Source organism: Streptomyces platensis (assembly GCF_008704855.1).
Lineage (GTDB): Bacteria > Actinomycetota > Actinomycetes > Streptomycetales > Streptomycetaceae > Streptomyces > Streptomyces platensis.
Genome location: NZ_CP023691.1, coordinates 2,079,763 through 2,098,549, shown reverse-complemented (window position 1 = coordinate 2,098,549; position 18,787 = coordinate 2,079,763). Strand labels below are relative to the sequence as shown.

Here is an 18,787-nt window from a genome sequence, read left to right as displayed (position 1 = left end):
CGTGCTCGATTCCCCGGAAGGGCCCCGTGACCGATAGTTTCGTATCGAAACGCTGGACGGACAGGAAACGGAAAGGGTGATCTCTTGAGCCGCTCGGTTCTGGTCACCGGAGGTAACCGCGGCATCGGCCTCGCCATTGCCCGTGCCTTCGCCGAGGCAGGCGACAAGGTCGCCATCACCTACCGCTCGGGCGAGCCCCCCGCGGGATTTTTGGCCGTGAAGTGCGACATCACGGACAATGAGCAGGTCGAGCAGGCGTACAAGGAGATCGAGGAGAAGCAGGGTCCGGTCGAGGTCCTGGTGGCCAACGCCGGCGTCACCCGTGACCAGCTGCTGATGCGGATGTCCGAGGAGGACTTCACCTCGGTCCTGGAGACCAACCTCACCGGCACGTTCCGGGTGGTCAAGCGCGCCAACCGGGCGATGCTGCGGGCCCGCAAGGGCCGGGTCGTGCTGATCTCGTCCGTGGTGGGCCTGATGGGCGCGCCGGGCCAGGCGAACTACGCCGCCTCCAAGGCCGGCCTGGTGGGCTTCGCCCGCTCGCTCGCCCGGGAGCTGGGCAGCCGCAACATCACCGTCAACGTCGTCGCCCCCGGCTTCGTCGACACCGACATGACCCGGGTGCTCACCGATGAGCAGCGGGAGGGCATCGTCAAGCAGGTACCGCTCGCGCGGTATGCGCAGCCCGAGGAGATCGCCGCCTCGGTCCGCTTCCTGGCCTCCGACGAGGCCGCGTACATCACCGGAGCCGTCATTCCTGTCGACGGCGGATTGGGCATGGGTCACTGATCAGCATGAGTGGAATCCTCGCAGGCAAGCGCATCCTCGTCACGGGTGTCCTGACCGAGTCGTCGATCGCGTTCCAGGCGGCCAAGGTCGCCCAGAACGAGGGCGCCGAGGTCATCCTCACCGGCTTCGGCCGGCTCTCCCTCGTGGAGCGGATCGCCAAGCGGCTGCCCAAGCCCGCCCCGGTCATCGAGCTGGACGTCACCAACCAGGAGCACCTGGACGGCCTGGCCGACAAGATCCGTGAGCACCAGGGTGAGGGCGCCCGCCTCGACGGCATCGTGCACTCCATCGCCTTCGGCCCGCAGGGCGCCTTCAACTTCCTGGAGGCCGAGTGGTCCGACGTGGGCACCGCGGTCCAGGTCTCGGCGTACTCCTACAAGTCGCTGACGATGGCCTGCCTGCCGCTCATGGAGCACGGCGGCGCGGTCGTCGGCCTCACCTTCGACGCGCAGATCGCCTGGCCGAAGTACGACTGGATGGGCGTGGCCAAGGCGGCGCTGGAGAGCACCAACCGCTACCTGGCGCGTGACCTGGGCTCCAAGAACATCCGCTGCAACCTGGTCTCGGCCGGCCCGATCAAGTCGATGGCCGCCAAGTCCATCCCCGGCTTCGAGGAGCTGGCGGACGTGTGGAACCACCGCGCCCCGATCGGCTGGGACCTGGCCGACCCGGAGCCGGCCGGCCGTGGTGTCGTCGGCATGCTGTCCGACTTCTTCCCGCGGACGACGGGCGAGATCGTGCACGTCGACGGCGGCGTGCACATGATGGGCGCCTGACGCCCCGCGTTTCCTCCGTACTGCCCGCCCCGGTGTGCCGGGGCGGGCAGTACGCATTTGTGTGTGGGGGGAGGCCGGGGTGTGCCGGGGGACGTCGCGGGTGCCCGGGGCGCCACGGGGTGCCAGGCGCGCCGGGGACGCCGCGGGGTGCCCTGGGTGCCTCGCGGTGCGCGGCGCTTCGCGGTGCGCGGTGCCTCGTGGTGCCTCGCGGCGCCACGGGAATACCGCCCCCGCCTGCCCCGTTGTGGTCCCGCAGGGGGCGCCGGCATCCCCTACGGGAACCGTTCGACCCCTCTCAGGGCCCCGCAACGGTCCCGTCAGGACCCCGGTACGGTCAGCCGGCAGCCGAAGGGGTGCGCGCTCGCCTCGGCGGCGGCCCGGTCGGCGTCGCCCGCGCGGATCGCTTCCACCAGCCGGGCATGGTCCATATGCGCCTCGGGCCGCAGCTCCTCGCCCACGTCGGCCCGCAGGAAGTCCCGCAGCACGCCCCCTAGATCGGCGTAGATCTCAGCCAGCACCTCGTTGTGGGAGGCCGACACGATCGCCATGTGCAGGTTCGCGTCCGCCTCCACGAAGGCCTCCGCCGCACCGGATTCCCAGGCCCGCTCGCGCCGGTCCAGCAGGGCGTCGAGCTGCCGCAGGTCCTGTGCGGTACGGCGCTCGGCGGCGAGCCGGGCGGCCGACGTCTCCAGGGCGCTGCGCAGCTCGGCGACGTGACCGGGCTCGGCGGCCGCGAACCGGCGGTTCATCACCCCGGCGAGCTCACTGGTGGCGACCACATAGGTGCCCGAACCCTGGCGGATGTCCAGCAGCCCGTTGTGGGCCAGCGCCCGGACGGCCTCACGGACGGTGTTGCGGGCCACCCCGAGCTGCTCGACGAGTTCCGGTTCGGTCGGGATACGGGATCCCATCGGCCACTCGCCGGACGTGATCTGGGCGCGCAGCTGCGCGATCACCTGGTCCGCCAGCGCGGACCGGCGGGGCGAGGTCAGAGGCATGGCTGCGCTCCGGGGGAAAGGGGCGGACGGACGGCGGCGGTGCGGCGCCCGCCGGACCCTGTCGGCTCCCGGCGCCGCCCGGGACAGCCGAGGCTATCGGCATCGGTTGGACAAGGATTCATCCCATGATTCTATGATGGGTCTATGGCAGATGACGACCTCGCGACCCTCGGCCCCGCCGCCGGGCCCCGTACGACCTCCACCGACCAGCCGGCCGACGGCCCGGAACACCCGCAGCCGGGCCCCGGAACGGCCCCCGCGGCCGGGCCGGCCGCCCGCTGGCTGCCGCGCCTCGTGATCGCCGGTCTCGTCCTCGCCGCGCTCAACCTCCGCCCGGCCATCACCAGCCTCGGCGCCCTCCTGGAAGAGGTCCGCGACGGCCTCGGCATGAGCGGCACCGTCGCCGGGCTGCTGACCTCCGTCCCCGCCCTGTGCTTCGCCGCCTTCGGTATCGCCGCACCCCGGCTGGCCAGGCGCTGGGGGCCCGGCGCAGTCGTCTGCACCGGCATGGTCGCGATCACCGTGGGCGTCGCGGTGCGCCCGTACGCCGGCGGCACCGGCGGCTTCCTCGCCGCCAGCGCGCTCGCCCTGGCCGGTATCGCGGTCAGCAATGTCCTGATGCCGGTCGTCATCAAGAGCTGGTTCCCGAGCCGGGTCGGCCCGATGACCGGGCTCTACTCCATGGCGCTGGCCCTGGGCACCTCGCTCGCCGCGGCGCTCACCGTCCCCATGACCGGGGCGCTGGGCGGCAGTTGGCGGACCGGCCTGGCGGTGTGGGCGGCGCTCGCCGCGGTCGCCGTACTGCCCTGGCTCGTGGTCGTCCGGCAGCGCCGGGCCACCGCCGGACCGGCCGGCGCCACCACGGCCCGGCCCGTGGAAACCCCGGTGCGGATCACCGCGTCGCCGACCGCCTGGGCGCTGGCCGTCTTCTTCGGTCTCCAGGCCACCGCCGCGTACATCACCATGGGCTGGATGCCGCAGATCTTCCGCGACGCCGGGGTCTCGGCCGGTACCGCGGGGGTGCTGCTCGCCGTCACCATGGCGATGGGCGTGCCGCTCTCCTTCGTCCTGCCCCGGCTCGCGACCCGGATGCGGCATCAGGGTCCGCTCGCGGTGCTGCTCGGCCTCTGCGGTCTGGCCGGTTACGCCGGACTGTGGCTGGCACCGGCCGCCGGCGCCTGGGCCTGGGCGCTGCTGATGGGCATCTCCAACTGCGCCTTCCCGCTGGCCCTGACGATGATCGGGATGCGCTCGACCAGCTCCGCCGGCGTCGTCAAGCTCTCGGCCTTCGTCCAGAGCGTCGGCTATCTGATCTCCATCCCGGGGCCGCTGCTGGTCGGCACGCTCTACCAGCACAGCGGCGGCTGGGGGCTGCCGATCGCCCTGATGGCCGGGCTCATGGTGCCGCAGATCGCGGTGGGTGTGCTGGCCGGCCGGGACCGGCGGATCGAGGACGAGGCGTGAGTGCGACACTGGGGCCATGCCAGTGCTCGAACCGAATCCGCAGGGCGGACAGAAGAAGCTGCTCCTCGTCCTGGGCGCCATGCTCGGCGTGACCGTCGTCGTCGCGATCATCGCGAGCGTCGTCGCGCCGTAGTGCCTGCCCAGGCCGGACCGGGGTCGGAACGAGGCCCGGCCAGGGACCGGATCCCGCGGGCCCGGGGGAAGGCCCCACCGTCCCCTAGGGGACGGGCATCAGGGGCAAGTGGGTGGCTTCCCGGGTAGGAACGGCCGCCGGTGATCCGTAGCGTCGAAGTACACCGCCAGACAGCGGTGGGTGCGCCGCGGTCCGCGGTCGCGCCGCCCGTCGACGCACCTCGGAGGCGATCCGCATGTCCGCCGTGTTCCGCCGGTCATCCGCGCCCGGCGCGTCCCGCCTGCGGACGCGGCTGCCGTGGTGGGCGCTGGCCCTGCCGGTGGTCTCCTTCATAGCCCTGCTGGCGCTCGTCGTGGGCTCCCCCGAGGCGAGCGCCGCGAGCGCCCGGCAGGGCCTGGCTCCGCTGCTGCGAATCCTGGCCCAGCTGCTGCACGGTGCCCCATGGTGATCACGCGCGGCGCTGCGTGATGATCAGCCGTGCCCGCGTCCCACCCGGCGGAACGAGCGCTTCAACACCCCGCGCCCCGCGCCGCCTTTCGTGCGAAGCTGGGACGCATGAGCGCCGATACACCCCGCCGGATTGTCCTCCTCCGACACGCCAAGGCCGAATGGTCGGACAGCAGCGACCATGAGCGTCCGCTCGCCGGCCGCGGCCGCACGGATGCCCCGGTCGCCGGCCGCTGGCTGGCCGGAGCCGGGATCACCCCAGATCTGACCCTGTGCTCGACGTCAGTGCGGACCCGCGAGACATGGAAGCTCGCCGTCCATGAACTCCCGCAGCGCCCCAAGACCGTCTATGAGGAGCGGATCTACGAAGCCTCCCTCGGCGAGCTCATCGCGCTGCTGAACGAGACCTCCGACGAGGTGAACGACCTGATGCTGGTCGGGCACAACCCCGGTGTGCACGCCCTCGCGGACGCACTCTCCGGCGAGGCCGAGGGCGATCTGCTGCCGCGGATGAACCGCAGCGGCTTCCCGACCGCCTCGGTGGCCGTGCTGACCTTCAACGGCTCCTGGAAGTCCGTCGAGCACGGCGTCGGACGACTGGTCGCGTACTGGACACCGCACGACTGATCCAGGCGCCTGCGCACGCCCGGTGCGTGCGGGGAGCGGAGACGGCGAGGGCCCCGGCAGAGAGGTTTCTGCCGGGGCCCTCGGATGTGCGAGGACGGTTCCTGCCGGACGGTGCCGGACGCGGCCGTGCCAGATGTTGCGGTGCCGGGCGTCGCCGTGCCGGATATGGCGGCCGCCGGGCGTCGCCCCGCCGGGCGTGGCCGTTGCCGGACGTGATCGCGCCGGCGCGGGCGCCGGCCGTGCGGTCACCCGACGTGGGTGTCCGCCGCCTCGACCTCGTCGCGGGTGATGCCCAGCAGATACAGCACGGTGTCCAGGAACGGCACATTCACCGCGGTGTGCGCCGCCTCCCGCACCACCGGCTTGGCGTTGAAGGCGACCCCGAGCCCGGCCGCGTTGAGCATGTCGAGGTCGTTGGCGCCGTCGCCGATCGCCACGGTCTGCGCGAGCGGCACCCCGGCCTGCTGCGCGAAGTCCCGCAGCAGCCGGGCCTTGCCGGCCCGGTCCACGATGGCGCCGGTGACCCGCCCGGTGAGCTTGCCGTCGATGATCTCCAGGGTGTTGGCGGAGGCGAAGTCCAGCCCCAGCTCCTCCTTGAGCGCATCGGTGACCTGGGTGAAACCGCCCGAGACGACGCCGACTTGGTAGCCGAGCCGCTTGAGGGTCCGGACCAGCGTGCGGGCGCCGGGGGTGAGCCGCACCTCCTTGCGTACGGCGTCGACCACGGACGCGTCGAGGCCGCCGAGCAGCTCGACCCGGGCGTGCAGCGACTGCTCGAAGTCCAGCTCACCGCGCATCGCGGCGGCGGTGACCTCGGCGACCTCGGCCTCACAGCCGGCGTGCGCCGCGAACAGCTCGATGACCTCGTCCTGGATGAGGGTCGAGTCGACGTCCATGACGACCAGCCGTTGTGCCCGGCGCTGGAGCCCGGCCGCCACCACGGCGACATCCACCCCGAGCTGCGCGGCCTCGGGCGCCAGCACGGTGCGCAGCGCCTCGGTCGCCGCACCGGAGACCGCGAACTCGACGGCCGTCACCGGATACTTGGCGAGCCGGAAGATACGGTCGATGTTGCCGCCGGTGGACGTTATGGCGGCGGCGATCGCGGCGGCCGACTCGGCCGTGAGCGGATGCCCCAGCACGGTGACATGCGAACGTCCGGTGCCGCGCGGACGGTTGTCGCCCCGGCCGGAGATGATCTCCGCCTGGAGGTTCAGGGACTCGGCCCAGCTGTGCACGGTGGCCCGCAGGTCGCCCTCGGCGGAGCCGGAGCCCCCCTGGGAGGGGGCGGTGACCAGTGCGCACAGCGTGATGCGTCCCCGGGTCACCACCTGTTCGATGTCCACGACGTCGACGGAGTAGGCAGCCAGGGTGTCGAAGAGGCCAGCGGTGATGCCGGGCCGGTCCTTCCCGAAGATCTTCACGAGAAGGGTCGGTACGTCATCGCCCGGTACGGCGGTGGCAGGCGGGGTCTGCGATGCGCTCATGGTGCCCTTACGGTAGCCGCCGGGCGGGCGGATCCGTACGGGCGTCCGGGGTTCGGACCGGCGCTGCCCCCGTGCCCCGCGCCCGCACCCCGTGGCTCCCGGCCCCGGCCGCCGCCGTCGATCGTTATGGAGTCGTGTCCGGCCCGCCCCGGGCCGTTGGCCAGGGCATCCGCTCGGTATGCCAACGACCTTGCCGGGCCGAAGCGTTCGGCAGGCCGAGAGGGCGCGACCGCGGCGGGCCGCCCCGCCGCCCGGGCATTCGTCCGCTTCATCCCATCATGCGGCCTCCGGGGCGGACGTGCATGGCGTACTCGGAGGCCGCCGCCGCTCCCCGCCGCACCCGGTCCGTCCGTAACACCCGGTATCCGATGATCTCTGCCCATCCATGGGTTCTTCCCGTGCTCCGGGAGCGTTTGGCGCACCGGCGCGAGCTCCCTGCACCCCGGTCCCGTCCCGGTTTCCGGTCGGTGGGCCGAGCCTGAAATAGTTCCTCACGATGTTCGCCATCCCTGGACTTCCCATACAGGGCGTCACTCGGGGGACTATGTAATGGGGCATGGAGTGCCTGAACTCGTACTCGAATTGAACGGACGGACCTGGACGCTCGACCCGTCCCGGTCCTACAACGTGGGCCGTGATCCGCAGGGCGACATGGTGCTCGACGACGCCAGGGTCTCCTGGCGGCACGCCACCGTGAGATGGGCCGGCCGCAGCTGGATCATCGAAGACCAGGGCAGCACCAACGGGACCTACGCGCAGGGCCAGCGGATCCACCAGATGGAGATCGGCCCCGGCTCGATCGTGCATCTGGGCAATGCCACCGACGGCCCCCGGGTGACCCTGTCGGCCCCGGCGGCCAACGCCTTCAGCGCGCCGCCCGCGAGCGCGCCGCAGCAGCAGGCCGCGCAGGGCTGGCAGGCGCCCCCCGCGCACCAGCAGCCGGTCCAGCAGCCGCCCGCTCAGCAGGGCTGGCAGGCGCCGCCGCAGGCACAGCAGCCGCCCTACCTCCCGCCCCAGCAGGCGCAGCAGCCCCAGCAGCCCCAGCAGTCCGCGCCCCCGCAGCAGGCCCGCCCGCAGCAGGAGCGCCCGGCGCAGCAGGGGGGCGGCGGACCGGTCCACGGCGACCGCAGCCCGACCACCTTCCACCGCCTGGACATGGGCCGGGTGATGCGCATCGGCCGTGCGCTGGAGAACGAGCTGGTCGTCTCCGACCTCCAGGTCTCCCGCCACCACGCCGAGTTCCGCGCCACCCCCGACGGCCGCTTCGAGATCCATGACCTCGGCAGCCACAACGGCACGTACGTCAACGGCCAGCCGGTCCCCAAGTCCGGCAAGGCGCCGGTCGGCCCGAACGACATCATCGGCGTCGGTCACTCCACCTTCCGGCTGGTCGGCGACCGCCTGGAGGAGTTCGTCGACACCGGCGAGGTCTCCTTCTCGGCCCGCCATCTGACCGTCACCGTCGACGGCGGCAAGCAGATCCTCAAGGACGTCTCCTTCGGCGTCCCGGAGAAGTCGCTGGTCGCGGTCATCGGCCCCTCGGGCTCCGGCAAGTCGACCCTCCTCAAGGCGCTGACCGGCTACCGGCCCGCCAACCAGGGCGATGTCCTCTACGACAACCGGAACCTCTACAAGCAGTTCGCCGAACTGCGCCAGCGCATCGGTCTGGTCCCGCAGGACGACATCCTGCACAAGGAGCTGACCGTCCAAAAGGCGCTGCGTTACGCCGCCAAGCTCCGCTTCCCGGGCGACACGGCGGAGTCCGAGCGTGAGGCCCGGATCGACGAGGTGCTGCGCGAGCTCAAGCTCGACATCCACAAGGACAAGCGGGTCACCTCGCTCTCCGGTGGTCAGCGCAAGCGCGTGTCGGTGGCCCTGGAGCTGCTCACCAAGCCGTCACTGATCTTCCTGGACGAGCCGACCTCCGGACTCGACCCGGGCATGGACCGCGATGTCATGCAGCTGCTGCGCGGCCTCGCGGACGACGGCCGTACGGTCCTGGTCGTCACACACTCCGTGGCCGAACTCGCGCTCTGCGACAAGCTGCTGGTGATGGCCCCGGGCGGCGGCGTGGCCTACTTCGGCCCGCCGGACGAGGCGCTCAACTTCTTCCAGTACGACTCCTGGGCGGATGTCTTCTCGGCGTTCGAGAACTACCGCGACTACGACTGGATGGGGCGCTGGCGCGGCTCCCCGCACTACCAGATGTACGCCGCCGACATCGACGCCGTCGCGCCGCAGTCGGTGAACGTCCAGGTGCCGCCGGCCCGGATACACAAGTCCCAGAGCTGGGGCTCGCAGCTGTGGACGCTGATGCGCCGCTATGTCTCGGTGCTCGCCTCCGACCGTGGCTTCCTCGGGCTGATGGTGATCCTGCCCGCGGTGCTCGGTGTGGTCTCGATGCTGATCCCCAGCGACTACGGCCTCGGCTACGGTCCGCTGAACAGACACCGCACCAACCGCGACGCGAGCACGATCATGCTGATCCTCGCGGTCGGCATGTGCTTCTCGGGCGCCGCCAACTCGGTCCGTGAGCTCATCAAGGAGCGCGTCATCTACGAGCGCGAACGGGCCACCGGTCTGTCGCGGTCGGCGTATCTGATGTCCAAGGTGATCGTGCTCGGCGTGGTCACGGCCATCCAGGGCGTGATCATCGCGGCGATCGGCTTCTCGACCCGGAACATGCCCAGCGAGGGCCTCATCGTGGCGAAGGCCCCGGCGATCGAGATGGCGCTGGCGATCATCGCGCTCGGCTTCACCTCGATGATGTTCGGCCTGATCATCTCCGCGCTGGTCAAGACCGCCGAGAAGACCATGCCGCTGCTGGTCATGTTCGCCATCGTCCAGGTCGTCTTCACGGGCGTGCTCTTCCAGCTCTTCGACACCCCGGGCGTCGCGCAGTTCGCCTGGCTGATGCCGTCGCGCTGGGCTGTCGCCGCGATGGGCGCGACCGCCGATATGAACACGCTGCTGCCGTGGGAGCTGGGCAACCCGGACCCGCTGTGGAAGCACCAGACCGGCGTCTATGTGATGGACATGATCATCCTGATCACGCTGGGCATCGGCCTCGCCTTCGTGGTCGCGCGGCTGCTGCGCCGCCACGAGCCGGAGGTCATGCGCAAGTAGCGCCGCGCACCACACGACAACGCCCGAGGGGCGGCACCCGAAACGGGTGCCGCCCCTCGGCGGTGTGTGCGTCCGCGGACCGCGTCAAACGCCGGCTCAGTACGCCGAGTTGACGTTGTCCATCGAGCCGTAGCGGTCGGCCGCGTAGTTGCAGGCGGCGGTGATGTTGGCGACCGGGTCGTACAGGTTCCAGGAGGTGCCCTCGACGTGGTACGTGTTGAAGGTCGGCTGGATCACCTGGAGCAGGCCCTTGGACGGGGTGCCGTTGATGGCGTTGATGTCCCAGTTGTTGATGGCCATCGGGTTACCGCTGGACTCCCGCATGATGTTGCGGTGAATGCCCTCGTAGGAGCCGGGGATGCCCTTCTTGGCCATGATGTCCAGCGACTCGCGGATCCAGCCGTCCAGGTTGTCCGGGTAGACCTTCGCGGCGGGCTTCGCGGCCGGCTTCGGGGCAGCCGCGGGGATCGCGGTGCGCACCTGCGAGCGGCTCGCGGCGGCCTTCGCCGCACGCGCCTTCTCGGCCTTCGCCTTCGCCACGGCGGCGGCCTTGGCCTTGGCGGCCTTCTCGGCGGCGGCCTTCTTCGCGGCGGCCTCGGCCCTGCCCTTGGCGGCGGAGTTGTTCGCCTGCTGGGTGATCGTGGCCTGCTGGGTCTTGGCGGCGGTGTCGACGGCGCTGAAGGCAACCGGCTTCACGTTCTCCACGGCGGCCGCCTGGCTCTTGCCCTGGTCGGCGCCGGCACCCGGAACGATGCTGAAGACCAGCGCGGCGGCGCCGGCGGTGGCGACACCGGCGACGGAGAGCTTGTGGGTCCGGGACAGGCGGGGGAGACCAGAAGTGAGGTGCTTAGGCATGGCGGGACAGACCTTCCGAATGGGGGGAGGTCGCACGGGCCTTGAGCGGGGCGAACGCCGAGTTTCCGACCACGGCGCCGAGCGACGAAAGCCATTCTTAGCGGCAGGAAATTGCCCCGGCAAAGGTGTGACGTACGATCCGGCTTAGTGGAACCACGGTGTGGAATATTCCGTCCCGGATAGCAGCAGCCCAGCTCACGCCCTATTTACGGTTCCACTACCCCCGCTCGTAAGTGACCTGCGTCCTATGCGCGGCGTCACAGCGTCAAGGGGTTTGTCTCGCCAGACGTAATTGCAAATGCACAGCCTGTATATGCCAGAACTCGTCCGCGACTCCATCGACGGACTTTTTGGTCAAATCGGACACTTGGCATTCCGGTACGGGGGAAGCGCGCGGGAATGACCGCCCGCGGGTGCTCGTCGACGGGCCTGCGCCACTCTGCGCCGCCGTCCGCCGCCGCCCACGCCACCGTCACCGCCTCCAGCGTCAGCAGATGCGACGCGGTGGGCTCGTGCGGCCCGGCGAGCAGGCCGTCCACCGCCGCACCCCGCGCTCACCGCGCCCCCGGCCGTCCCTGATCCGGCCGTCCACCGTTGCCGGCAGAGGTCGGATAGGCCCCGACGGCCGCGTCCGACCTGATGTTGAGAATCGCCCTACCTGTCCCTATATAAGGGGGCGAATCGGATGAACCGGCATTTCGGACATTCTTGATATTGGGGTGTGAATCGTATGGCTCGCCATTGTCGTCCCCGACTCCCGAAAGGGCACTGTCCACGCGAGGAGTGGCTTCCTCGTACGACGGTGAATAGGAGAACATGCGTAAAAGGGGCATAGCCTCCTGAATGATCCCAGTGGTGCCACCACATTCACTTCCAGCGCCGCGGCAAGTGCCCGGCCCAGCCCAGCCCCTTCGAGGCCCCCGTGATGATCGCCACCGGCGTGGTCAGATCTCCTTCCGGCCCTGACCGGGACTCCGGCCCTCGCCCTCACGGCAGGAACGGCACCATGCCCCGGACGTCGGCCGCCGGACCGGCCGTGGCCAGGGCCTAGGGCCGGGGGCGTAGGCGGCAGCCGTCATCGGACCGATACGGGCTGGTCGGCCCGCCGGTACGGTGAGCCCATGACCAACGGACCGGGAGCCGGGATCCCCGCGGTGAGCACCGCGATCCTGGCGATGAGCAGGCATCTGGAGGTGCGCGACGTCCTCAAGACGATCGTGGCCTCGGCCCGCGAACTGCTGGACGCCGAGTACGCCGCCTTGGGAGTGCCCGACGATCACGGCGGCTTCGCCCAGTTCGTGGTGGACGGCGTCAGCGCCGAGCAGTGGAAGGCCATCGGCCCGCTGCCCCGCCAGCACGGCATCCTCGCCGCGATGCTGCACAACGCCACCCCCGAGCGGCTCGCCGACGTCCGGACGGACCCGCGCTTCGGCGGCTGGCCCGCGGCCCACCCCGATATGTCCGACTTCCTCGGTCTGCCGGTCGCCGACGGCGACGAGATCCTCGGCGCCCTCTTCCTGGCCAACAAGCGCTGCCCCAAGCCGGCCGGCGGCTGCGGCTTCACCGAGCAGGACGAACGGCTGCTCGGGATACTCGCCCAGCACGCCGCCATCGCCCTGACCAACGCCCGCCTCTACGAGCGCAGCCGCGAGCTCACCATCGCCGGGGAGCGCGCCCGGCTCGCCCACGAGCTGCACGACGCCGTCGCCCAGAAGCTCTTCTCGCTCCGCCTCACCGCCCAGGCCGCCACCGCCCTGGTCGACCGGGACCCGGCCCGCGCCAAGGACGAGCTGCACCAGGTCGCCGCGCTGGCCGCGGAGGCCGCCGACGAACTGCGGGCCGCCGTCATCGAGCTGCGGCCCGCGGCCCTGGACGAGGACGGCCTGGTAGCCACCCTGCGCTCACAGGCCCAGGTCCTGGACCGGGCCCACTCCGCACGGGTCACCTTCGAGGCCCACGGCGTCCGGGCGCTGCCCGCCGCCCAGGAGGAGGCCGTTCTCCGGGTCGCCCAGGAGGCGCTGCACAACGCCCTGCGGCACTCCGGCGCCAAGACCGTCGAGGTGAGCCTGGCCCGTGACGGCCAGGGCGCGCTGCTGCGGATCGCCGACGACGGCTGTGGTTTCGACCCCCGCGCGGTCCGCCGGGCCGGCCGCCATCTCGGCCTGGTCTCGATGCACGACCGTGCCGGCGGCGTCGGGGGAAAGCTCACCGTGGAGTCGGAGCCCGGCAAGGGCACCGCTGTCGAGATGGAGGTGCCCGGTGGCTGAGAGAGAAAAGGACGGTGCGATGGGGCTTCCCCGGGATATCGGCAGGGAGCGCCCGGGCCGCCGGGCGACGGGCGAGGGGCGGGCCATCCGCGTCCTGCTCGTCGACGATCACCAGGTCGTGCGCCGCGGGCTGCGGACGTTCCTGGAGGTCCAGGAGGACATCGAGGTGGTGGGGGAGGCCTCCGACGGGGCCGAGGGCATCGCCGCCGCCGAGGAACTGCGCCCCGACGTGGTCCTGATGGACGTCAAGATGCCCGGCATGGACGGTATCGAGGCGCTCCGCAAGCTGCGCGCACTCGACAACCCCGCCCGGGTGCTGGTCGTGACCAGCTTCACCGAACAGCGCACCGTCGTCCCGGCGCTGCGCGCGGGCGCGGCCGGCTATGTCTACAAGGACATCGATCCGGACGCACTGGCCGGCGCCATCCGCTCCGTCCACGCGGGCCATGTCCTGCTCCAGCCGGAGGTGGCCGGCGCGCTGCTCGCCCAGGAGGAGAACAACGGCGGCCAGGGGCGCGGTACCTCACTCACCGACCGGGAGCGCGAGGTCCTCGGCCTGATCGCGGACGGCCGCTCCAACCGTGAGATCGCCCGTGCGCTGGTGCTGTCCGAGAAGACCGTCAAGACGCATGTCTCCAACATCCTCATGAAGCTCGACCTCGCCGACCGCACCCAGGCCGCCCTGTGGGCCGTACGGCACGGCATCGGGGCCTGACCGCCGTAGGGGAGAAGCGCAGCGCCGCGGTCCTGTACGACCGCGGCGCTCTTGTACAACGACAGCAACCGGAATGTCGTCTTCAGATCCGAGATTCATACTGTCGTGTAGCCGTAGCCCGTTTGGCGTATCCGTTCCCGGGCCGGGCCGTTGTCCAGTGCAGCCGTGGCGGCTGGCCACGGCAACGGCAACGAGGAGCTAGAGAAGTGAAGAACATCAAGCGCGCAATGGCCGTCACGGTGGCGGCGAGCGGTCTCGCCCTCGCGGGCGCCGGCATCGCCTCGGCGCACACCCCGCAGGCGCAGGGCGCCTCGATGGACTCCCCGGGCATCGTCTCCGGCAACAACGTCCAGGCCCCGGTGCACGTCCCGGTGAACGTCTGCGACACCACCGTCACCGCCATCGGTGCGCTCAACCCCACCTTCGGCGCCCCCTGCCTCAACCCCTGAGCACGGGCCTGCCCGCAGGATCCGTCTGACCCGCGCGACGCCACGGTCCGCGCGGGTCACCCCGGACCGGCCCGCCCCTCAGGGCGCGGGGCCGGTCCCCTCCCTCCGCACCCGTCATTCCGGCCCTGTGCCACCACGTGAGGAACACGCCCCCATGAACACCGCCAAGAAGGCCGCTCTCGTCCTCGCCACCACCGGTCTCGCCCTCGGTGCGGCTGCGGGTTCGGCCTTCGCCGCCAGTGGCGCGCAGGCCGACGGCAGGGCCACGAACTCCCCCGGCATCGGCTCCGGCAACCTGGCGCAGGTGCCCGTGCACGTCCCCGTGAACGCCACCGGCAACACCGCCAATGTCATCGGTGTGCTCAACACCGCCTTCGGCAACATCAGCGAGAACAACTGAGGTTGTCCGATCTGGGATGCCCGGCTCCGCCTGCCCAGAGCCGTGCACCCCACTTCGGCACGGGCCCCGTCGACCACACAATGGTCCGGCGGGGCCTGTTCCGTTTCAGCCCCGGTTCCGCTCCCGCTCCTCCACCGCGGAGTTGTACGCCGCCACCTGCGCCCGCCGGGCCGTACGCTCCACCGGCCGCAGCGCCTCGGCACGGGCCGCGATCTCCGACGAACTCACCGCCGCGCCGTGCTCCCGGCCGTCCCCGCCGGCCTGCTGCGCGATGCCGATCAGCGCACCGACGCGCTGCGCCAGCTCCAGCACCCGCACCGCCCGCGGCGGATACCCCGGAGCGAGCACCTGGCGTCCGGCCTCCGCCCGCGCCCGGTACGCCGCCAGCGCCGCCTGCGCCACCGGACCGGACCCGGCTACATCCAGCCGCGAGAGCAGCGCGGTCGCCTCCTGGAGCGCCTCCGCCAGCTCCCGCTCCGCCTCGCCCAGCGACGGCACATCGGCGGGCGGCGCCTCGCGCACCGGCAGACAGCGCCAGACCACCTCCACATGCACATCGGGTCCGGCGCCGCCCTCCGGCCCGGCCTCGTACGTCTCCGGAATCAGCCCGAGCCCGGCCCCCGAGGCGATCACCGCCTCCTCGGCCTCCAGGGCCCGTGCGTTGAATTCCGGCGGTCCGCACAGTCCCAGCGGATGGCCGGGCACCGGCAGCGCCACCCGCAGGCCGACCGCCCCCAGGGCCCGCAGCCGCCCCAGCGCGAGGGTCAGCCCGACCGGGGCCGCCTCCCCGGGCAGGTCCTCCACGCGGTGCACCGCATCGTCTTCCGCGATCCGGTGCGCGGCTTCATCAGGTGAGACAAGTCCGGCCAAAAGGGCATTTCCCCATGCTGCCAGCCGTCCTGAACGAGGTTCATCGAGCATGGTCCCCAGCCTAGGGAAGAGCACCGACAACGAGTGGCGTAGGTTTGCAGGGGGGCTGCGCCTACAGGTGTACGCGACGACCGAGAAGCAATGGGAGACAACGCGCTCATGAGCGATGTGCTGGAGCTGGTGGACGTATCCGTGGTCCGCGAAGGACGGGCTCTGGTGGACCAGGTCTCCTGGTCGGTGAAGGAGGGGGAGCGCTGGGTCATCCTCGGTCCCAACGGGGCGGGCAAGACCACCCTGCTGAACCTCGCCTCCAGCTACCTCTTCCCGAGCTCCGGCAGCGCCTCGATCCTCGGCGAGGAGCTCGGCAAGGTCGACGTCTTCGATCTCCGCCCCCGCATCGGCATCGCCGGCATCGCCCTCGCCGACAAGCTGCCGCGCAGCCAGACCGTGCTCCAGACCGTTCTCACCGCCGCGTACGGCATGACGGCCAGCTGGCAGGAGAACTACGACGACATCGACGAGCAGCGCGCCCGGGCCTTCCTGGACCGCCTCGGCATGACCGCCTACCTGGACCGGAAGTTCGGCACCCTCTCCGAGGGCGAGCGCAAGCGCACCCTGATCGCCCGCGCGATGATGACCGACCCCGAGCTGCTCCTGCTGGACGAGCCGGCCGCCGGCCTCGACCTCGGCGGCCGCGAGGACCTGGTGCGCCGCCTCGGCCGCCTCGCCCGCGACCCGTACGCCCCCTCCATGATCATGGTCACCCACCATGTCGAGGAGATCGCCCCCGGTTTCACCCACGTCCTGATGATCCGTCAGGGCAAGGTGCTGGCCGCCGGCCCGCTCGAACTCGAGCTGACCTCCAGCAACCTCTCGCACTGCTTCGGCCTCCCGCTGGTCGTCGAGCGCAACGGCAACGACCGCTGGACCGCGCAGGGCCTGCCCCTTACCTGAGCGCCGCCCGCCGCCCGGCCACTTGAGGCGCCGGGGCCGCGTCGCTGACCGATCGTGCCCTGTCCCGGGCCGCCGCACGGATCTACCATGAAGCCGTGGATCCATGGGTGTGGTGGCTGATCGCCGCCGTAGGACTGGGCATTCCGCTCGTCGTGACCGCGATGCCCGAATTCGGGATGCTCGCGGTCGGCGCCGTCGCCGGTGCCGTCACCGCAGGCATCGGTGGCGGCACCGTCCTGCAATTCATCGTCTTCGCCGCCGTATCGGTCGCGCTGATCGCGGTCGTACGCCCCCTCGCCAACCGCCATCGCGGCCAGAGCCCCCAACTCGCGTCCGGAGTCGACGCGCTGAAGGGCCGCAGCGCCACGGTCCTGGAGCGGGTCGACGGCGGAGCCGGCGGCCGCATCAAACTCGCCGGTGAGATCTGGTCCGCCCGCGCCCTCGACGGCAACCAGGTCTATGAGCCCGGCCAGCAGGTCGACGTCGTCGAGATCGAAGGCGCCACCGCTGTCGTCATCTGACCCGAACACGCTGCGCGACGAGCCACGTCTCTGAAAGACTGATCAACGGCAAGCCGGTCGCCGGCCGGCACGGACCAGCAACGAAGGGCACGGGAGCCGCTGTGGAACCGATCATCATCGTCCTGATCATCCTGGTGGTGCTCGTGTTCATCGCACTCATCAAAACGATCCAGGTCATCCCACAGGCCAGCGCCGCCATCGTCGAACGCTTCGGCCGCTACACCCGCACCCTCAACGCCGGCCTGAACATCGTCGTTCCGTTCATCGACTCCATCCGGAACCGCATCGACCTCCGCGAGCAGGTCGTCCCGTTCCCGCCACAGCCGGTGATCACCCAGGACAACCTGGTCGTGAACATCGACACCGTCATCTACTACCAGGTGACCGACGCCCGCGCCGCGACGTACGAGGTCGCCAGCTACATCCAGGCCATCGAGCAGCTCACCGTCACCACGCTGCGGAACATCATCGGCGGTATGGACCTGGAGCGGACCCTGACCTCCCGCGAGGAGATCAACGCGGCGCTGCGCGGCGTCCTCGACGAGGCCACCGGCAAGTGGGGCATCCGCGTCAACCGCGTCGAGCTGAAGGCCATCGAGCCGCCGACCTCCATCCAGGACTCGATGGAGAAGCAGATGCGCGCCGACCGCGACAAGCGCGCCGCCATCCTCCAGGCCGAAGGTGTCCGGCAGTCCCAGATCCTCACCGCCGAAGGTGAGAAGCAGTCCTCGATCCTGCGCGCCGAGGGTGAGGCCAAGGCCGCGGCCCTGCGTGCCGAGGGCGAGGCCCAGGCGATCCGGGTGGTCTTCGAGTCCATCCACGCCGGCGACCCGGACCAGAAGCTGCTCTCCTACCAGTACCTCCAGATGCTCCCGAAGATCGCCGAAGGCGACGCCAACAAGCTCTGGATCGTGCCCAGCGAGATCGGCGACGCCCTCAAGGGCCTCGGCGGTGCCATCGGCAACTTCAACCCGGCGGGCGGCGGTTCCATCCCCAAGCCCAGCTCGCCGAACCGTGAAGCGCCCCCGATCGACTGACCGTTCAGCCTCGTGCATGATCAGTGGTGGCCCCTCGACCTTCATGGCGGGGAGGCGACCCTGACCATGTGAGGAGATGGCCTTGTCCATCGGGGAAGCAGTCGCAGTCTTCGCCGCCGGGATCGGCGCCGGCACGATCAACACCATCGTCGGATCCGGGACGCTGATCACTTTCCCGGTACTGCTCGCCTTCGGCTTGCCGCCCGTCACGGCCAACGTCTCCAACACCCTTGGCCTGGTGCCCGGTTCGCTCAGCGGCGCGGTCGGCTACCGCCGCGAGCTGGCCGGCCAGCGCCGCCGTCTGCTGCGCTTCGCCGCCGTCGCCCTCATCGGCGGCCTCGGCGGCGCGATCCTGCTCCTGGCGCTGCCCTCCGAGGCCTTCGACACCATCGTCCCGGTGCTGATCGCCGTCGCCCTCGTACTCGTCATCGCGCAGCCCAGGCTCGCCGCACGGATCCGCGCCCGGCGCGAGCGCAACGGCACCACCGCCCACCCCGACGGTGGCCCCGTCCTGCTCCTCGGCCTGATGCTGGCCAGCGTCTACGGCGGCTACTTCGGCGCCGCCCAGGGGGTGATCTACGTCGCCCTGATGGGCGTGCTGCTCAACGAGGACCTCCAGCGGCTCAACGCCCTCAAGAACGTCCTCGCGGCCGTCGTCAACGGCGTGGCGGCGGTCTTCTTCCTCTTCGTCGCGGAGTTCGACTGGACCGCCGTCGCCCTGATCGCGCTGGGCTCCACCCTCGGCGGCCAGCTCGGCGCGAAGGTCGGCCGACGGATGCCGCCCACCGCACTGCGCGCCGTCATCGTCGTCGTCGGCCTGCTGGCCATCGTCCAGCTCCTCCTGAAGTAGGGGGAGCTGGACGCGTCTTCCG

Annotated in this window: 19 protein-coding genes; 15 read left to right on the top strand and 4 right to left on the bottom strand. The window is 71.0% G+C overall.

Translation table 11 applies throughout. The features are described 5' to 3' along the window. Positions 1–84: 84 nt before the first annotated feature. Positions 85–789 (top strand): 3-oxoacyl-[acyl-carrier-protein] reductase, encoded by a 705-nt coding sequence (fabG, locus tag CP981_RS09065; RefSeq protein ID WP_042161552.1) that lies wholly within the window; start codon positions 85–87, stop codon positions 787–789. A 5-nt stretch (positions 790–794) separates the two neighbouring features. Then, on the top strand, positions 795–1,565 hold the full coding sequence (gene fabI / locus CP981_RS09060) for an enoyl-ACP reductase FabI (protein WP_085927219.1): 771 nt from the start codon (positions 795–797) through the stop codon (positions 1,563–1,565). A 317-nt stretch (positions 1,566–1,882) separates the two neighbouring features. Here the strand turns inward: fabI and CP981_RS09055 are convergent, their stop codons facing one another. After that, the gene (locus tag CP981_RS09055; protein WP_085927218.1) at positions 1,883–2,563 is read right to left on the bottom strand and encodes a FadR/GntR family transcriptional regulator; all 681 of its coding nucleotides are present in this window, start codon (positions 2,561–2,563) and stop codon (positions 1,883–1,885) included. A gap of 144 nt (positions 2,564–2,707) precedes the next feature. Here CP981_RS09055 and CP981_RS09050 point away from each other — a divergent pair, with 144 nt between their 5' ends. From CP981_RS09050 to CP981_RS09040, 4 genes are all read left to right on the top strand, one after another. After that, entirely contained in the window at positions 2,708–4,027 is a 1,320-nt protein-coding gene (locus CP981_RS09050) for a CynX/NimT family MFS transporter (RefSeq protein WP_085927217.1), read from the top strand. Positions 4,028–4,043: 16 nt separating this feature from the next. Next, entirely contained in the window at positions 4,044–4,160 is a 117-nt protein-coding gene (locus CP981_RS39140; RefSeq protein ID WP_251085181.1) for an SGM_5486 family transporter-associated protein, read from the top strand. A 235-nt stretch (positions 4,161–4,395) separates the two neighbouring features. Further along, on the top strand, positions 4,396–4,608 hold the full coding sequence (locus CP981_RS09045) for a hypothetical protein (RefSeq protein ID WP_085927216.1): 213 nt from the start codon (positions 4,396–4,398) through the stop codon (positions 4,606–4,608). 107 nt (positions 4,609–4,715) lie between these two features. Further along, complete coding sequence (locus tag CP981_RS09040; RefSeq protein WP_085927215.1) at positions 4,716–5,234, top strand: SixA phosphatase family protein; 519 nt, start codon at positions 4,716–4,718, stop codon at positions 5,232–5,234. Positions 5,235–5,479: 245 nt separating this feature from the next. Here the strand turns inward: CP981_RS09040 and serB are convergent, their stop codons facing one another. Next, positions 5,480–6,721, bottom strand: a complete 1,242-nt coding sequence (gene serB / locus CP981_RS09035; RefSeq protein WP_085927214.1) for a phosphoserine phosphatase SerB — start codon at positions 6,719–6,721, stop codon at positions 5,480–5,482. Between the two features lie 549 nt (positions 6,722–7,270). Here serB and CP981_RS09030 point away from each other — a divergent pair. Continuing rightward, the gene (locus tag CP981_RS09030; RefSeq protein WP_085927213.1) at positions 7,271–9,847 is read left to right on the top strand and encodes an ABC transporter ATP-binding protein/permease; all 2,577 of its coding nucleotides are present in this window, start codon (positions 7,271–7,273) and stop codon (positions 9,845–9,847) included. A 96-nt stretch (positions 9,848–9,943) separates the two neighbouring features. On the opposite strand, the gene CP981_RS09025 is transcribed toward CP981_RS09030, so the two are convergent. Continuing rightward, positions 9,944–10,702, bottom strand: coding sequence for a transglycosylase SLT domain-containing protein (locus CP981_RS09025; protein WP_085927212.1), 759 nt, complete (start codon positions 10,700–10,702; stop codon positions 9,944–9,946). Positions 10,703–11,823: 1,121 nt separating this feature from the next. On the opposite strand from CP981_RS09025, the gene CP981_RS09020 reads away from it, so the two are divergent. From CP981_RS09020 to CP981_RS09005, 4 genes are all read left to right on the top strand, one after another. Continuing rightward, the gene (locus tag CP981_RS09020; RefSeq protein ID WP_085927211.1) at positions 11,824–12,969 is read left to right on the top strand and encodes a GAF domain-containing sensor histidine kinase; all 1,146 of its coding nucleotides are present in this window, start codon (positions 11,824–11,826) and stop codon (positions 12,967–12,969) included. Between the two features lie 19 nt (positions 12,970–12,988). Then, positions 12,989–13,684: a response regulator gene (locus tag CP981_RS09015; RefSeq protein WP_244330018.1), complete on the top strand. Its 696-nt coding sequence runs from the start codon at positions 12,989–12,991 to the stop codon at positions 13,682–13,684. Positions 13,685–13,890: 206 nt separating this feature from the next. Next, positions 13,891–14,133 (top strand): chaplin, encoded by a 243-nt coding sequence (locus CP981_RS09010; RefSeq protein WP_085927210.1) that lies wholly within the window; start codon positions 13,891–13,893, stop codon positions 14,131–14,133. Between the two features lie 154 nt (positions 14,134–14,287). Continuing rightward, positions 14,288–14,533 carry a chaplin gene (locus tag CP981_RS09005; RefSeq protein WP_085927209.1) on the top strand — a complete coding sequence of 82 codons (246 nt, stop codon included), beginning with the start codon at positions 14,288–14,290 and terminating at the stop codon, positions 14,531–14,533. 105 nt (positions 14,534–14,638) lie between these two features. Here CP981_RS09005 and CP981_RS09000 read toward each other — a convergent pair whose 3' ends face one another. Then, positions 14,639–15,454, bottom strand: a complete 816-nt coding sequence (locus tag CP981_RS09000) for a hypothetical protein (RefSeq protein WP_085927208.1) — start codon at positions 15,452–15,454, stop codon at positions 14,639–14,641. A 90-nt stretch (positions 15,455–15,544) separates the two neighbouring features. Between CP981_RS09000 and CP981_RS08995 the strand changes: the two genes are divergently transcribed. The 4 genes from CP981_RS08995 to CP981_RS08980 all read left to right on the top strand — a co-directional run bounded on the left by CP981_RS08995 (position 15,545) and on the right by CP981_RS08980 (position 18,765). Continuing rightward, positions 15,545–16,357: an ABC transporter ATP-binding protein gene (locus CP981_RS08995; protein WP_085927207.1), complete on the top strand. Its 813-nt coding sequence runs from the start codon at positions 15,545–15,547 to the stop codon at positions 16,355–16,357. A gap of 107 nt (positions 16,358–16,464) precedes the next feature. Next, entirely contained in the window at positions 16,465–16,878 is a 414-nt protein-coding gene (locus CP981_RS08990; protein ID WP_085927206.1) for an NfeD family protein, read from the top strand. 101 nt (positions 16,879–16,979) lie between these two features. After that, positions 16,980–17,915 (top strand): SPFH domain-containing protein, encoded by a 936-nt coding sequence (locus CP981_RS08985; protein ID WP_085927205.1) that lies wholly within the window; start codon positions 16,980–16,982, stop codon positions 17,913–17,915. A 76-nt stretch (positions 17,916–17,991) separates the two neighbouring features. Next, on the top strand, positions 17,992–18,765 hold the full coding sequence (locus CP981_RS08980) for a sulfite exporter TauE/SafE family protein (RefSeq protein WP_425282117.1): 774 nt from the start codon (positions 17,992–17,994) through the stop codon (positions 18,763–18,765). Positions 18,766–18,787 lie beyond the last annotated feature (22 nt).

Excerpts from the sequence above, each read along its gene's own strand:
- CP981_RS09020 (WP_085927211.1), top strand. The coding sequence starts at position 11,824 with ATGACCAACGGACCGGGAGCCGGGATCCCCGCGGTGAGCACCGCGATC.
- CP981_RS08980 (WP_425282117.1), top strand. The coding sequence starts at position 17,992 with ATGGCCTTGTCCATCGGGGAAGCAGTCGCAGTCTTCGCCGCCGGGATC.
- CP981_RS39140 (WP_251085181.1), top strand. The coding sequence starts at position 4,044 with ATGCCAGTGCTCGAACCGAATCCGCAGGGCGGACAGAAGAAGCTGCTC.
- CP981_RS09045 (WP_085927216.1), top strand. The coding sequence starts at position 4,396 with ATGTCCGCCGTGTTCCGCCGGTCATCCGCGCCCGGCGCGTCCCGCCTG.
- CP981_RS09025 (WP_085927212.1), bottom strand. The coding sequence starts at position 10,702 with ATGCCTAAGCACCTCACTTCTGGTCTCCCCCGCCTGTCCCGGACCCAC.
- CP981_RS09015 (WP_244330018.1), top strand. The coding sequence starts at position 12,989 with ATGGGGCTTCCCCGGGATATCGGCAGGGAGCGCCCGGGCCGCCGGGCG.
- serB (WP_085927214.1), bottom strand. The coding sequence starts at position 6,721 with ATGAGCGCATCGCAGACCCCGCCTGCCACCGCCGTACCGGGCGATGAC.
- CP981_RS08995 (WP_085927207.1), top strand. The coding sequence starts at position 15,545 with ATGGGAGACAACGCGCTCATGAGCGATGTGCTGGAGCTGGTGGACGTA.
- CP981_RS09030 (WP_085927213.1), top strand. The coding sequence starts at position 7,271 with ATGGGGCATGGAGTGCCTGAACTCGTACTCGAATTGAACGGACGGACC.
- CP981_RS09040 (WP_085927215.1), top strand. The coding sequence starts at position 4,716 with ATGAGCGCCGATACACCCCGCCGGATTGTCCTCCTCCGACACGCCAAG.
- CP981_RS09000 (WP_085927208.1), bottom strand. The coding sequence starts at position 15,454 with ATGCTCGATGAACCTCGTTCAGGACGGCTGGCAGCATGGGGAAATGCC.
- CP981_RS09055 (WP_085927218.1), bottom strand. The coding sequence starts at position 2,563 with ATGCCTCTGACCTCGCCCCGCCGGTCCGCGCTGGCGGACCAGGTGATC.
- CP981_RS09050 (WP_085927217.1), top strand. The coding sequence starts at position 2,708 with ATGGCAGATGACGACCTCGCGACCCTCGGCCCCGCCGCCGGGCCCCGT.
- fabI (WP_085927219.1), top strand. The coding sequence starts at position 795 with ATGAGTGGAATCCTCGCAGGCAAGCGCATCCTCGTCACGGGTGTCCTG.
- CP981_RS09005 (WP_085927209.1), top strand. The coding sequence starts at position 14,288 with ATGAACACCGCCAAGAAGGCCGCTCTCGTCCTCGCCACCACCGGTCTC.